This window comes from Paenibacillus sp. Paensp111, assembly GCF_059492195.1.
The window spans coordinates 919,237-933,355 of record NZ_CP168527.1 but is presented as its reverse complement, the minus strand read 5'-3'; the positions used below and the strand labels follow the sequence as shown (position 1 = coordinate 933,355).

Annotated in this window: 9 protein-coding genes; 2 read left to right on the top strand and 7 right to left on the bottom strand. The window is 50.8% G+C overall.

The annotated features are described in order from the left end of the window. Positions 1–95 precede the first annotated feature (95 nt). The gene (locus ACEN86_RS04285) at positions 96–887 is read right to left on the bottom strand and encodes a nucleotidyltransferase domain-containing protein (RefSeq protein ID WP_495633127.1); all 792 of its coding nucleotides are present in this window, start codon (positions 885–887) and stop codon (positions 96–98) included. Positions 888–1,202: 315 nt separating this feature from the next. Between ACEN86_RS04285 and ACEN86_RS04280 the strand changes: the two genes are divergently transcribed. Further along, positions 1,203–3,632, top strand: coding sequence for a putative bifunctional diguanylate cyclase/phosphodiesterase (locus ACEN86_RS04280; RefSeq protein ID WP_495633126.1), 2,430 nt, complete (start codon positions 1,203–1,205; stop codon positions 3,630–3,632). Positions 3,633–3,722: 90 nt separating this feature from the next. Here ACEN86_RS04280 and ACEN86_RS04275 read toward each other — a convergent pair whose 3' ends face one another. The 6 genes from ACEN86_RS04275 to ACEN86_RS04250 all read right to left on the bottom strand — a co-directional run bounded on the left by ACEN86_RS04275 (position 3,723) and on the right by ACEN86_RS04250 (position 12,822). After that, positions 3,723–4,358 (bottom strand): spore coat protein, encoded by a 636-nt coding sequence (locus ACEN86_RS04275; RefSeq protein WP_495633125.1) that lies wholly within the window; start codon positions 4,356–4,358, stop codon positions 3,723–3,725. Between the two features lie 96 nt (positions 4,359–4,454). After that, positions 4,455–6,284: an ABC transporter ATP-binding protein gene (locus ACEN86_RS04270; RefSeq protein ID WP_495633124.1), complete on the bottom strand. Its 1,830-nt coding sequence runs from the start codon at positions 6,282–6,284 to the stop codon at positions 4,455–4,457. Further along, positions 6,265–8,028, bottom strand: coding sequence for an ABC transporter ATP-binding protein (locus ACEN86_RS04265; RefSeq protein WP_495633123.1), 1,764 nt, complete (start codon positions 8,026–8,028; stop codon positions 6,265–6,267). The genes ACEN86_RS04270 and ACEN86_RS04265 overlap by 20 nt, the downstream gene beginning before the upstream one ends. A gap of 31 nt (positions 8,029–8,059) precedes the next feature. Next, the gene (locus ACEN86_RS04260) at positions 8,060–8,797 is read right to left on the bottom strand and encodes an HAD family hydrolase (RefSeq protein WP_495633122.1); all 738 of its coding nucleotides are present in this window, start codon (positions 8,795–8,797) and stop codon (positions 8,060–8,062) included. 356 nt (positions 8,798–9,153) lie between these two features. Then, the gene (locus tag ACEN86_RS04255; RefSeq protein ID WP_495633121.1) at positions 9,154–10,149 is read right to left on the bottom strand and encodes a Gfo/Idh/MocA family protein; all 996 of its coding nucleotides are present in this window, start codon (positions 10,147–10,149) and stop codon (positions 9,154–9,156) included. Between the two features lie 60 nt (positions 10,150–10,209). Further along, positions 10,210–12,822: a xyloglucanase gene (locus ACEN86_RS04250; protein WP_495633120.1), complete on the bottom strand. Its 2,613-nt coding sequence runs from the start codon at positions 12,820–12,822 to the stop codon at positions 10,210–10,212. Positions 12,823–13,094: 272 nt separating this feature from the next. On the opposite strand from ACEN86_RS04250, the gene ACEN86_RS04245 reads away from it, so the two are divergent. Then, complete coding sequence (locus ACEN86_RS04245; RefSeq protein ID WP_495633119.1) at positions 13,095–14,027, top strand: helix-turn-helix domain-containing protein; 933 nt, start codon at positions 13,095–13,097, stop codon at positions 14,025–14,027. Positions 14,028–14,119 lie beyond the last annotated feature (92 nt).

Here is a 14,119-nt window from a genome sequence, read left to right as displayed (position 1 = left end):
GGGTGTCCCGCGAGCCATGAAAATGGCTGCATGGGACACCCCTTTTGCCTGTGAAGTAGATTCACGTACACCTCTGGCGGAGATAGCGTCTGGCCCTATACTTTTAGCGGTACTCCCCATACCTCCTGCAAGGCTCCAACAAACAGCTTATCCAGTTGTTCATCAAGTCCTCCATCCGCCTGCTTCTGTTCGCTAATCGTCTTCTCAAAGTAGGCAATTCTCTCATCCAGGTACTCATGAATGAGACTAAGCTTCGGTTCATAATCCAGTTCATCTCCAGCTTTCTTCCGGTCAAGGAGCTCCCTGATCTCCCTGTACAGCTCACTATGATGGGGAATGAGCTCGGTAACCAGGTGATCGAACTCCATTGGCGGCATAGTCCCCTTGCGTTCAATCCATCCGCAGGCAAGAATCGGTCTTAGTACATAGAAGTATTTCTTGATCCTCACGTTATCCCCCGATAGGTAGTCCCGGAAATTGCCTCTTGCCATATTAAGATAATGATACATACAGGATCTTGGGGAGAAGGTGAGCGGAGATATCCGGCGGATCTGTTCGGCCACGGTAGAAGTCTCCAGATATTGAATCGGGGACTGTAGCCACTCGAGCAGAGGCGGATTGGATTTCCGGAATAAATACAAGGCTTTCTTGAGATCCCAACCGTTAATATCCAGCAGGTCACTGATCGGCCTTTCAATTACATCCCGCTTCTCATGGATGGATAAGTACCACTCTACCTCTCGTATGTAGATGAACCTTACATCATAGTCGCTATCTTTGGAGGGAAATCCCCACGCCCGGCTTCCGGATTCACAGGCGTACAGAATGCGTACATGCTCTTCTTGTTCAATTCTTTGCAGCTCTTGTCTTATCTTGTCCTTCATCATTTGCTTAGTACACCTCCCAGATCCGTATTTAATTATCAGTGAATTATACATATTGGCTCAAACCTTGTAAACCAGTATATACCATTTAGGGATCACAGTTCCCTTTTGAACTTGTATAGTAGAAGAATTAATCACACTCAAACATCTGTGTCTTATGAACCAAACAAAATATTCTATTTGATGAAAATATATGTTTAAAGTCCTGGTTCTAAGGTTTATTATATGATAAAAGGCTCTAGTTCTTTCAGTCCTGATTCTTCTTTGAATCTATCCTATTACCCTATTTCCTACATACTTCATGAGAGAGGTCGAACTATGCCTACCCTTCTTGAACCTTTACACTTGGACCAGCTTGATTTAACTATAGCCTTCATGGCCAGTCTGGCCGGAGCTGCTCTTCTTACTTACCGCTCTGCACCTTCCCTAACTTCCATACGCAGCAAGAAAGAACAGCGATTACAGCAGCTTAGCCTCTTGTCCGGCTCTGTTGGCTTCAGTCTTTCGCATATCCTGGTGCTGTCTTCTACAACTGTGCCCTACGTCCGAACCTATTATATTCTTCATTTACTATTCACCCTTATCGGTTGTTATGCAGCGGTAAAATTCGGCATGCGTTACGCTGGACAACCGCGAAGTGGATTCAAACAGTATTTCCGAACCAGCCTGATCATCACAATCATTATCCTATCCTTCGATTACGCGAATATTCTGCTCCTGTTCGGTACGAATCTCGCATGGAGGCCCCAGCTAGTCCTGTTAAGCCTGGCGATCGTGTTAATTCTGTGCTTTGCCGTAATCAAGCTGCTTGCCGTATCCAATCGTAACCGTGAGCATAGTCTGCATACCTGGACACGGCTTCCGGGTGTAATCCTGGCTGGCGCAGCCTTATTCGGAACTCCGCTGCTCTGCATTCTCTCCGTGCTTCCAAGTAAGGATATAGGCACGAATCCTGCTTTCTTAATGCCTTATGTATTCATGCTCTTCATCACCTCAGCCCTATATATGATTCCTGATGCCTTTCTCGAAGATCGGCAGCGGCGCCAGAATCAAAGGATCATCGAGACTGAGCAGCATTATATGTCCCTCTATGAGTATAATCCCGACAGCGTGCTGGCCTTCGATCCCAGCGGAAGAGTTACCGGCATGAACCGTCAAGCCGAGCTTCTAGAGCAGCGCCTGGGTCTACAGCTGAGCGGCATTCGCTTTCCCGATCTCCTGCCCGAAGATCAGAAGCAGCCGGCAAGCCAGCATTTCAGTCAAGTCTTAAGCGGGAAGGCCAGCAGCATTGAACTTCAAGTGAAGGCCGCGGATGATTCCGTGCTGCACTTATGGCTTACCTCGCTGCCCATTATGGTTGATCAAAGACTGGTTGGGGCTTACAGCATCATCAAAGATATGACCAGCCATAAGAAAGATCAGGAGCTTATCCGGCATCTTGCCTATCATGATGAGCTAACCGGCCTCGCCAATCGCCGATCTTTCAAGCATTTGTTAACAGCCAAAACGGCCAAAACCGCAATGGGTACTCATGACTCCCGTCCTTTCTCCGTCCTCTTCATTGATCTGGACCGGTTCAAAAGGATTAATGATCTGTTCGGTCACGACTTCGGGGACAGAGTGATCAGGCAGGCTGCCCAGAAGCTCCAGCGGTGTCTTCCAGCAAGCTGTACAATTGCCCGAATCGGGGGAGATGAATTCACGGTCCTTATCCCTGATGTTCAGGAAAAAGCCGTTCTTGAGAGCCTGGCTGGGGGCGTGGTTCATGAATTCGTGCAGCCTTTTGAAGTGGGCAATCATTCCGTTAAGCTGTCCGCCTCTGTGGGAATTGCCACCTTTCCCGAAGACGGGCTGGATGCTGACGCTCTCATGAAGCATTCGGATGCAGCCATGTATATTGCGAAGGAGAACGGAAGCTCCCAATATCAATTCTATGATGCCGAACGCGACCAGACCAGTATCGAGCAGATTATTCTTGAAAATGACCTGGAGCGTGCCATTCAAGCAGATCAGATGCGTCTGCTCTATCAGCCCAAGGTCGATATCCGGACGGGAGAGGTCATCGGACTTGAAGCGCTTGTACGCTGGCATCACCCTTTGCTCGGCTTGATTTCACCTGGCCTGTTCATTCCCATAGCGGAGAAGTCGGGACTTATTGTCGATCTAGAACTATGGGTTCTCCGAACTGCCTGTACCCAGGTGAAGAGATGGCTGGCTGAAGGCCGCCAAGTGAGACCTGTAGCCGTTAACATTTCGCAGATTCATCTGATGAAGCCAGACATATTTGATTCTATTATGATGCTTATCACCGAGCTTGGGCTTGACCCGGAACTGCTCGAACTTGAGATCACCGAAAGTGCCATGATGCATAATGAGGAGCACGTGATTCGTATTCTGAATGATCTGAGACAGGCGGGCATATCGGTATCTATGGATGATTTCGGGACAGGCTACAGCTCCTTAAGCTACCTGCACAGTCTGCCGATTGGTTGTCTGAAGATCGACCGGTCCTTCGTTAGCAACATAACAAGTGATAGTGATAGCAGAGCCATTGCTGAGATGATCATCTCCATGGCCAGACAGCTTGGCCTAGCGATTGTAGCCGAAGGGGTGGAGACTGAAGCCCAGGTATCTCTGCTCAAGGAGCTGCAGTGCTACAATGCACAAGGCTTCTACTATAGTGTGCCTCTGACCTCTGAGGATGTATCTGTTCATCTCCCGGTGGTCTTGGAGAATGAAGTCTCCTAACTTATGAATAAAATGAAATTGCGATATCTCGCACTAAATACAAATCGCCAGCCCAAGGATCATCTCCTTAGGCTGGCGATTTCGCTTTTTTTAATGTGCCTGACCCATGCCCATACCTTGGTTGCCGCCCATAGCTGGGGCGAATCCATTCAACATGGCATGCATATCCTGTCCGGGAAGCTGCGGAAGCTGGTAATAACCGCGTACATTCTGATACTCGAACAGCTCATAGGCCATTTCCACAAAATTCTGGGATTGGGAAGCCAGCACCCGTCTGACTACGGGATTAACGACTTCGGTCGCCGATCTGGCCAGGGCGGAAGCATGAGGCTTAACAATATTCAGCATCAATGTGCTGATTACGGCGTCATTAATTTCAGCCTGGGAGGCTGCCGGTTTCTTAGGCTGGCTTTGCTGCTGCATTCCATATACAGGCTGTTTCATTTGCGGAATCAGATAGGGTTCGGTCTCCTGACTTGGCTTCAACCCAGACTTGAAGCATTCCACCGTCAAATTGTACTGGGTTTGGATATAAGCCGCTTGACGATCCAGGATACCCATCAGCTCTTGGTCCTTCACGAACGATCTGTAAATGGTATAGTTATCGAGCAAATTGATGGTACACCCGATAATATCATGCGCCTCGAATATTTCATGACCACCACGGCCTAACTGTGGCATATTTTGACCCTGGTTTTGCTGTTCTGATCCATACTGCTGCTGCATTAGCAGACCCTCCTTTGGGGTAGTGTAATGAGTGAACCTGAAATAGTATTCATAAAAAACAGAGCTATTATTCAGGCGCCAAGCAAGCGCTCCTCACTACATTTCCTCATTCCTGAGCTGTCCGTAATACAGCTGGCTGTAGAACCTGCCCGCAGCAAGCAGCTGCTCATGCGGTCCCTGTTCGATCAGTCTTCCATCCTTCAGAACGAGGATCTTATCCGCCTGCCGAATGGTATTCAGCCTGTGGGCAATGACAAAGCTGGTTCTCCCCTTCATCAGACGCTGCAGACCTTCCTGAATCTTGATCTCGGTAATCGTATCGATACTGCTGGTGGCTTCATCGAGTATCAGAATCGAAGGTTTCGCCAGAATGGCCCGGGCAATGGCAAGCAGCTGCTTCTGTCCCTGACTGATGCCGCTGCCGCCAGTCTCCAGCATTTTGTCGTAGCCCCCGTCAAGCCGCATAATGAAGGCATGAGCATTAGCAAGCCTTGCGGCCTCCTCTACTTCCTCATCCGTAGCATCCAGGCGTCCGAAGCGGATATTCTCACGAATAGTTCCCTGGAAGAGAAATGAATCCTGCAGCACGAAGGACATATGCGATCTCAGGCTTTGACGCTGAATCGTAGTGAGGTCACGCCCATCCACCGTGATCAGTCCCTCCGAAGGATCGTAAAATCTCGACAGCAGCTGGATTAACGTAGTCTTGCCTGCTCCGGTCGGGCCGACCAAGGCAATCATCTCCCCGGGCTTCGCCTCAAAGCTGATGTCTGCCAGCGTATCCCCGTCCTCCTCATAAGAGAAGGAGACATGGGACAAGCTGACTGCGCCTTCCACATGATCCAGCTTCACTGATGCCCCTTCATCCTTGACCTCCACTTCCTCATCCATGACTTCAAATACCCGTTCTGCTCCCGCTATCGCCGACAGCAGCGTATTCCACTGGTTCGCCAGGTCATTTAAAGGTCTGGTGAACTGTCTTGCATATTCCACGAAGACAATAATGATTCCGATGGTGACCGCACCGCGAATCGCAAGAATTCCCCCAATCCCGGCCACAATGGCAAAGCTCAGATTGTTAAGGCTGTTCATCAGCTTCGGGATGAAGCCCGATATGGTCTGCGCCCAGAAGCCGGAACGGCGGATGGCTTCATTTCGCTCCTTGAAGCCCCGGATTACCCTGGGCTCCTGAGAGAATGCCTTGATAATCCGCTGTCCGGACAAAGTCTCTTCAATATACCCGTTCAGCTCCCCGAGATTGCCCTGCCGCTGCTTGTACAGCGGACCTGTGCGCCGGGTAATCCAGCGCATGCCCAGAATCATGAGCGGCACGACCAGGAAGGTCAGCAGCGTAAGCAGCGGACTAAGATACAGCATGACGCCAAGCGTACCCACCAGGGTGAGAATGCTGGAGAATATCTGAATCGCAGAGCTGTTCAGCGTAGAGCTGACATTCTCGATATCGTTAGTAAGCCGGCTCATAATCTCGCCCTGCTGTCTTTTGCCAAAGAACGGAATCGGCAGCTGGTGCAGATGGGTGAACAGATCCATGCGCATGCGGTACACCGTCTCCTGGGAGATTTCAATCATCCAAATGTTCTGCAGCCAGGAGGTCACGGAGTACAGCACATAGACGAGGCCAAGTCCGGCCAGAAACAGGCCAAAGTGTCCGCCCCTGCTCTCCAGATAATCATCCACAGCTTTCCCGATCATGTAAGGGCCTAGAAGAGCAAGTCCCGAGCTCAGTACCACCATGAACAGGACCAATAGAAGCTTAGCCTTACGGCGGGCAAGATAAATCCAGAGCCTTCCTACTGTGCCCGAGACGTTCCTTGCTTTAGCTTTCGGCTTCCTTCCGCCGCTCCCCTTCTGCAGTTCAATCTCGGGAAATGGATGCTGAAACGGTTCAGCTAAGGCTTTGAACATGATGTGATCCCTCCCCATACTGAGACTCAAAGATTTGCCGGTACAAACGGGATGTCTGCATCAAATCCTCATGCTTGCCTATGGCAGCAAGCCGGCCTTCGTCCAAAAGCAGAATGAGGTCAGATGACCTTGTTGAACTGATCTTCTGGGTGATCAGGAATGTGGTGCAGGATAAGTCCTTCAAGGCTTGCAGGAGGGCCGCCTCTGTTGCCACATCCAGCGCACTGGTGCTGTCATCCAGGATCAGAATCGATGGCTGTCTGACCAGTGCCCTGGCAATGGACAGCCGCTGCTTCTGCCCGCCTGACAGATTGACTCCCCGCTGGCCGAGCTTCGTATCATACTCTTCGGGCAGCCGCTCAATCGTCTCGTGAATCTGGGCCTGTCTGGCTGCGGTCTCAACCTGCCCGTAAGAGGCATGCTCATTGCCCCAGGCGATATTATCCCTGATCGATCCTGTGAACAGCATGACCTCCTGGGGAACATAACCGATGGATGCCCGCAGCCGGGAATGGGAGATATTCCGAATATCCTCACCATCGATAAGGATCTCCCCCTCAGTAGGCTCATGCAGCCGGGGAATGAGCTGGATGAGTGAGGATTTGCCGGAACCCGTTGCTCCGAGAATGGCCACCCGCTGACCCGCCTCCACCGTGAAGCTGATCCCATCCAGCACGGCAATGTCACTGCCGGGATAACGGAAGCCTACATTATGGAATTGGACCTGTCCGCGGATAGGCCCTGGGGATTTACTGGACTTCTCCGCCCCGCTCACAGCGTCAGGAAGAGGATCCTCGGCATGATCTTCCGTATCCATCACTTCCTGTATCCGCCCTGCCGAGGCGATAGCCCGGGAATAGCTCATCAGGATCCAGGACAGCGCCGACAGCGCCCCGATAATCCTAAGGGAGTAATTCGCAACGGCCACGACCTGCCCGACAGTAGCATCCCCGGCGGCGATATCGATTCGGCCGAACCAGAGCACGGCGATGATCGCACAGTTAACCAGCAGAAGAATGAAAGGCACCGTGGACTCCATGAGTCTGAGCGACCCCACGGTCTCCTTCATCAGCGCAAGGCTGAATTTTGCGAACCGTTCAATCTCATGCCCTACCCTTACGAATACCCGGATTAGCCGGATTCCCGTCAGATTCTCCTGAATGACTTCGTTCACCTTATCGAGCCGCCGTTGGACTCTGCCGAAGTTGGAAGTTGCAATTCTCATCATCCACACCACAAACACGATCAGGAAAGGGATGGTCATAACAAGCAGCAGGCCCAGCCTGACATCCACGATAAGCGCCATCAGGATACTGCCGAAGACCACAAGCGGAACCCGGGTTGCGAACCGCAGACTCATGAAGATCATATCCTGCAGCTGCGTAACATCCCCGGTAAGCCGTGTGATCAAGGAAGAAGATTCGAAGCGGCTGAATACGGAATAGGTGAAGGACTGCACCTTCTCATACAGCTTGTCCCGCAGATCGAACGCGAAGCTCTGGCTGGCATGGGAAGCGAAGAAGGAGCTTGAGATCCCGGCGATAAAAGCGATAACCGAGCTTCCAAGCAGCACACCTCCCCACAGCCATACGACGGACAGATCTTTTACACGAATTCCGTTATCAATGATTTTGGAGATCAGGTAGGGCTGCATCAGCTCCACAGACAGCTCAATCAGCATCATTAGCAGGGCTGTGATGGAGGCAGCGCGGTATTTCCTCAGAAAAGACAAAACCATCCCCATAGGTGTATTCCTCCAAAGCCTCCGAAGGCAATTAATTCGTTCCCTTGTGCAGCTCGTTCATTCCATACAATGTACCAATCTCCTCAAAAGTAGACACGATATGATGAGGCTCATGATCCGATTCCGGCTTGGCCCCCCTATGATTGAACCAAATTGAGGTCCATCCTGCACCCAGACTGCCTACGACATCATTGCGCCAGGAGTCTCCAATATAATGGCAGTCAGCCGCAAGCGTTCCTGTGCTTTCATTGACATGGGTGAACAGACGGGGATCCGGCTTGGCTATTCCCACAGCACCGGAGATAAAGATATGACTTTCCGGCACCAGCTTCTCGATCTCCATGGCTGCTATTTTGCTCATCTGGTGTTCCAGGGGACCATTGGTGATCAGGCCCACAACATAACCAGCTCCGCTCAACCTGCGAATAAGTGCCGCCGCGCCGTCGAACGGTCTAATCTCGAACTGCCCCCGCAAATAGGCTTCCTGCAGTCTGCCGGCCTGCTCCTCCGTTACGTCTACCCCGAGCTCTGCGAGGCTCAGCATAAATCTCCTCTTGCGCATACGCTCCATCTTGGACTTGTCCGGCACCGCAGAGAGCCCTTCCTCGTCAGAGAGAAGGTCGCTGTAATAACGGAATAAATAGTAGGCCTTCTCATAGGGAAAATCCTCTGTCAGTCCAAGGACCTCCACTAAAGCACTGCGCAGAGGCGATAAATGATCGTAGAGCGTGTCATCCACATCGAAAAATACAGCTTTCTTATTCATCATTACACCTCATCTTGCTTTCCATTTAAATATTGAAATATATTAATATAAATTTGATTTTAATACTTCCCGAGATGTTTATCAAAGAAATCTCAGTGCATTCATCAGGATTAAGCCTTAATAGCTTAATGGAATGCTCCAGATATAAACCAGGGTAAAGATGAACTGCGCATTCGTATACTCTTCCGTCCGCTGTTGTTCTTGGATTCCTTGAAATGAACTTGCTACAGCGGGAATCCCCGAACAAAGGCGGTAGCTGGCGCTTCTCCGGAATCACTCAACTGCTCCGCAGACTAGAAATGGCGCCACAGATATGAGATCTGTGACGCCACTTATGCTCTTTTCTCACCTATAACAGGTCATTCAAACGGATACTTGAAGCCCCACTGCGCGCGCACTTCATCCAGCAGCTTCATAATACCGAGGGATTCGTCCAGAGAGATTACCGGACTTTCCAGCTGGCCTTCACGAAGGTACCGTCCCACAGCCTCGGCCTCGTAATTGTAACCTGCCGACTGGCGATCATCGGTGAACACTTCCACTTCTTCCCCCTCTGCATGCAAGGAAGCCGTCTTCGCATTCAGGAAGGAAGGAATATGAATGTACCCTTTGGTACCATGAATGTAAGCATCATTGGTCAGCCCCAGTGAGATGGCACCGCTTAACAAAGCGGACTTGCCTGCGCCATAATCCAGCAGGATGGAGAACTGCTCATCCACTCCGGTTGTACCCATTCGGCTTGTACTTGAAATCGCCTTCGGTGCGGCCCCGAAGATCATGGACGCGAAGGAGACGGGATAGATCCCGGTGTCGAGCAGAGCTCCCCCGCCCAGATCCGGATTCAGCAGACGATGCTCCGGATTCCAATCCATCTTGAAGCCGAATTCGGCCTTCACCAGCTGCACTTCGCCAATTCTTCCTTCTTCGATCCATTCCCTTGCTTTGACGATTGAGGGAAGGAACCGGGTCCACATGGCCTCCATCAAGAACAGCTTCTTCTCCCGGGCCAGCTTGATCATCTCTTCAAGTTCAGCACTATTCACGGTAAAAGGCTTCTCACACAGCACGGCCTTCCCGGCCAGCAGGCTGGTCAATGTATTATCTTTATGAAAAGGATGCGGCGTAGCCACATAGATCACATCCACATCCACATCTCCTGCGAGCTCCTCATAGCTTCCATAGGCGCGGGCTGCGCCGTGCTCTTCAGCAAACTTAGAAGCGCTTTCGATAGAGCGCGAACCAACAGCTAGACACTCGGCATTCTCCACATAAGCCAAATCATCCGCAAATTGCTGTGCGATCCATCCTGTACCGAGAATGCCCCATTTTACTACTTCCATCTTGTTCTCTCCCATGAATGAAGCCTCCCATCATTTCCGTTGTCCCAGTTAGTCTAACATGTTCTCCATCTCATTTCATTTCTTAGGCCCTTTGTAGATCACCGTGAGCTTCTTCTGAGATTGATGACCTGCCAAGTCCTTGGCTTCAATCTCGAAGGTATTCTTCCCTTCCGCTAGGGCAAAGGTCTTGCTGAACAGCCCCTTCACTACAGGAATCTGTTCGGCTTCTCCGCCGTTAAATATGACCGTAACCGCCCCGTTCTCCAGGTCCTCGCTTACCTTGCCGGTCAGAACATAATTCTCTGCACGGACAGAGCCGCTTTTGCTAATCATATCTATCTTGGGCGGCTTGTTATCATGCTCCGGGGACTTCCCGGCAGGATCCCCGATTACGACGCCAAGTCCGTTCGTACCTACATATACCCGCCCATATACTCTCGGATCACCAGTAATTGTCACATTCGCGGAACCGAATTGATGCTGGTCGTCATTAATCCGCACCCAGCTCCGTCCATTGTCATCGGAACGGTAGATTCCAAACTTATTCTGGATACTTGCATACGAATATAGAGCCATCGTCTTCTTGCCTGGTGCAGCCTTGCCAAACCCAATCGTAGCGGCTTCTTGTACTTGTTCCAGTCTCTTAAAAGTAGCTCCTGAATCTACCGAGTGCCATAACCCAAATACACTGGTGCTGTTCTTGTTGTCACCTGCAGCAGCAATCCAGATATCCCCCTCTACGCCAGGCATAGCTTTGAAATTACTCGTGAGTTGGGTTGGCAACCCGGCTGCTTGAGTTACTCTAAAGTTCGCTCCGCCATCTGTACTGAGATAGAATTTACCATCTGCTATCCCGTAAAATTTAGCCGGATTCACCCGATCGGAAGAGACTCTTGCTCCGTTCGGAATTCCCGCAGAAGCCATCCAGGTAGCTCCCATATCGCTTGTATAGCTTACAGGACGAGGCGTCTGATCATTGGAAGGGCTCCAGACTATAGATGAACCATCAGCAGCGACAGCCACATGTCCTCCGCCAGTCTCATCCTCTTTCGCGACTGGCCAGGCATTTGCCGCCGGCTTCCACGTTCTACCGTTGTCTGTGGATACGCCCATTCGCGGCGCTTCCCCGCTCGCATTGCCCACGCGCACCACAATATTCGGATTCAGCTCCGCAAAATCAATGTCCGTGCTGGTTCCCAGAGTCGGATTCGTTATCATGCTTGGAGCCTTTGTCAGATCCTCATGACGGAAGCCGCCAATATCACCCATCGCGCTGAGCAGTGGTGCTCCCGATGGGGGACTGATCAAGCCAAGAATAGCAGTCTCTTCAATCCCTTCAGCCATTACGGAGATGTTCACATTCTGCCCCTTGTCCAGTTCAGTCACATTGTTCGAGCCATACAAGGTAGCTCCTGTTCCGTACATGATGCGGTCTGAATTGAACGGATCGATCTCCAGATCGCCGATCATCCAGCCGAGCTTCGGATTCTGCTCAGGAAGGTTCTTCTTCTCTCCCCAATCGAGCCAAGGCGAAGCCGAATAGTCAATCGTGTAGTTATTCTGTCTTGATGGATCTTTCGAGTAATCCAGTGTCCAGAAAGATTTCCAGGTCTGGCCGCCGTCTGTGCTGCGGTAAATGAACTCGTCCGGCCACCATTTGTTCATGGTTGCGACCATAAGGGTATCCGGATGCTGGGCGTCTACGGCCAATCCGCCATAAGGGCTGTCTGTCATCCCGGCTCCGGTCGGGCTGATATCTGTCCATTTGCCGGAAGCTGTGTTGTATTTCCAGACCGAGCCCTCACCGCCGTTATATGGACCGATCTCCTTGGTATAGGTTACATACAAATTGCCATTGCCCGATAATACGCCGTGATGCGGAAGGAATCCCTGCTCCGGCTGACCAGGCAACACTTCCCAGGTCTGTCCGCCATCCGTACTTCTATAAATGCTGTGCTCGGTATCCGCAACTCCGACATAGATCGTCTGTGTATTGTTCCCCCGGCTTCCCGAGGACGGATCAAAGGTCACCCAGACCACGCCGACCAGATCATTATAGTAATCCTTCACATTTCCTACAGCCGTGAAGCTCGTTACCTTGCTCCAGGTTGCCCCGTAGTCGGTACTGCGCCAGAGTCCGTTGCCGCTTCGCGTTCCCATATAGATCACACGGTTATTGTTCGGATCAACCGCCAGGCGTTCCCCCATCGAGCGGCCGGGCATATTTCCACCCAATTTGAAGGGAAGCTCGGTTCGCTTCCAGGTATTCCCCTTATCTGCCGAGCGCAGCAGGACACCGTTCATATCCGTCCAGTCATTCGTATACGTACCTGATGCCACATACAGGCGATTCGGCTCCACCGGGTCTGTGGCAAGACTCTCCACCCCCAGCATGTTCCACTCTTTGAAGCTGACCGAGTCAAGCAGCTGAATCCATGAACGGGTAGCCGGATTCCATCGATACGCGCCGCCCATATCTGTCCGAGCATAGATCAGATCCTTCTCCTTCGTATTGTATACAATTCCCGGAATGAACCCTCCTCCCACCACCTTGGCACGTCCCCAGTCATAGGCCTGGCTCTTGACCGCCGGCTGCCTTTCCTTGGCCTGAGCGCCGGATGGGGATCCCCCCATAATAGGCAGCGCTACGGCAGCGATGATAGCGAGACTAAGCACTTTCTTGAACATAAATTCCCTCCTGTTCTGGATTGATTTATTGTAAGCGCTTCCCAAAGTTGCTGTTTAACATTCTAATGGGCTCTTCCTCATAAGAACACCCTAACAATTGCTGCAAATTTCATATAAAAATTGGAGATGGCAGCCATTTTATAATCTTTTATGAAACCCAATCACTCCGACGGTTCCCTAATTTGCAGCAAAATCCGTTGATTCTATGCATACACGACTGTTATTATTCATTTAGGTTGATTGGTAAAAATTGAAATATTAGGAGGAAGATTATGGAGGAGTGGATCGAAGGAAGAACTTTTCATGCCGGCTATAGAATGGGATTACTCTGCCGCAGAGAGGAGATCCTGCCCAAAGAGACTCGAAGGCTCCCATCCACATTAAGATATGTACTGATTCTGATTGAAGAAGGTCACGGAATGATTGAGATTGGGACACAGGTCTATCCAATCCTTTCCCCTGGCGTATATTGTTGTCGGCCCCAGGAGCAAATCTGTCTTACAGCCAGTGTGCCTCTTTCCTCTTACATATTGTCCTTTACACCCAGCGTATTGAATGAAAGACTCGGAAATCTTGATGCCATGGAAGAAGAAGGACATGGATTTACAGTCACGGACTCTCAAGACTTGTGGCTGCTAGAACCTTTCACAGAACGTAAAGATGGCTACGGCGGATGTATTCCGCTGGATCCCTCAGCGGCAAGGCACGTTGCAGAGCTTCTTGAAGAGATGAGTACCCATCTGCATGAGCAAATGGATTACTATTGGCCTTGCCGCAGCCGGTCTTATCTGATGGAATTGTTGTTCCTCATCCGAAGATCTTATCAGAGAGCCGTCTTTACCCCGGCCGCAGTCCCCCATAATGTTCCTGACACGGTGAAGCCGGTCCTTGAATATTTGCATACCCACTACAGAGAGAAGATCAAGCTGGAGGATTTGACTTCAGTGTTTCACCTGAACAAGACCACGCTCGGGGAACAATTCAAAAGATCCACCGGCCTTTCTCTGATCGCCTATGTGAACAATCTCCGAATGACGATGGCGGACTCCATGCTCCGCAATACACTCCTGCCGACTACAGAGATTATGGAAAGAATCGGATTCCGTGATGATGCCCATTTCATCCGTCATTTCCGCAAATACTCGGGATATTCGCCAGCAGAATACAGGAATAAATACTGCTGGATGCTTAACAGCCATAGCTAAGATGATATGACTTCAGCCACTACTGCCGATTTGCAGGAAGAGCCTGCCGATTCTCAGTACACAGCCCAGCATACTTCCTGCTAGACTTTGGA

Excerpts from the sequence above, each read along its gene's own strand:
- ACEN86_RS04285 (WP_495633127.1), bottom strand. The coding sequence starts at position 887 with ATGATGAAGGACAAGATAAGACAAGAGCTGCAAAGAATTGAACAAGAA.
- ACEN86_RS04280 (WP_495633126.1), top strand. The coding sequence starts at position 1,203 with ATGCCTACCCTTCTTGAACCTTTACACTTGGACCAGCTTGATTTAACT.
- ACEN86_RS04275 (WP_495633125.1), bottom strand. The coding sequence starts at position 4,358 with ATGCAGCAGCAGTATGGATCAGAACAGCAAAACCAGGGTCAAAATATG.
- ACEN86_RS04270 (WP_495633124.1), bottom strand. The coding sequence starts at position 6,284 with ATGTTCAAAGCCTTAGCTGAACCGTTTCAGCATCCATTTCCCGAGATT.
- ACEN86_RS04265 (WP_495633123.1), bottom strand. The coding sequence starts at position 8,028 with ATGGGGATGGTTTTGTCTTTTCTGAGGAAATACCGCGCTGCCTCCATC.
- ACEN86_RS04260 (WP_495633122.1), bottom strand. The coding sequence starts at position 8,797 with ATGATGAATAAGAAAGCTGTATTTTTCGATGTGGATGACACGCTCTAC.
- ACEN86_RS04255 (WP_495633121.1), bottom strand. The coding sequence starts at position 10,149 with ATGGGAGAGAACAAGATGGAAGTAGTAAAATGGGGCATTCTCGGTACA.
- ACEN86_RS04250 (WP_495633120.1), bottom strand. The coding sequence starts at position 12,822 with ATGTTCAAGAAAGTGCTTAGTCTCGCTATCATCGCTGCCGTAGCGCTG.
- ACEN86_RS04245 (WP_495633119.1), top strand. The coding sequence starts at position 13,095 with ATGGAGGAGTGGATCGAAGGAAGAACTTTTCATGCCGGCTATAGAATG.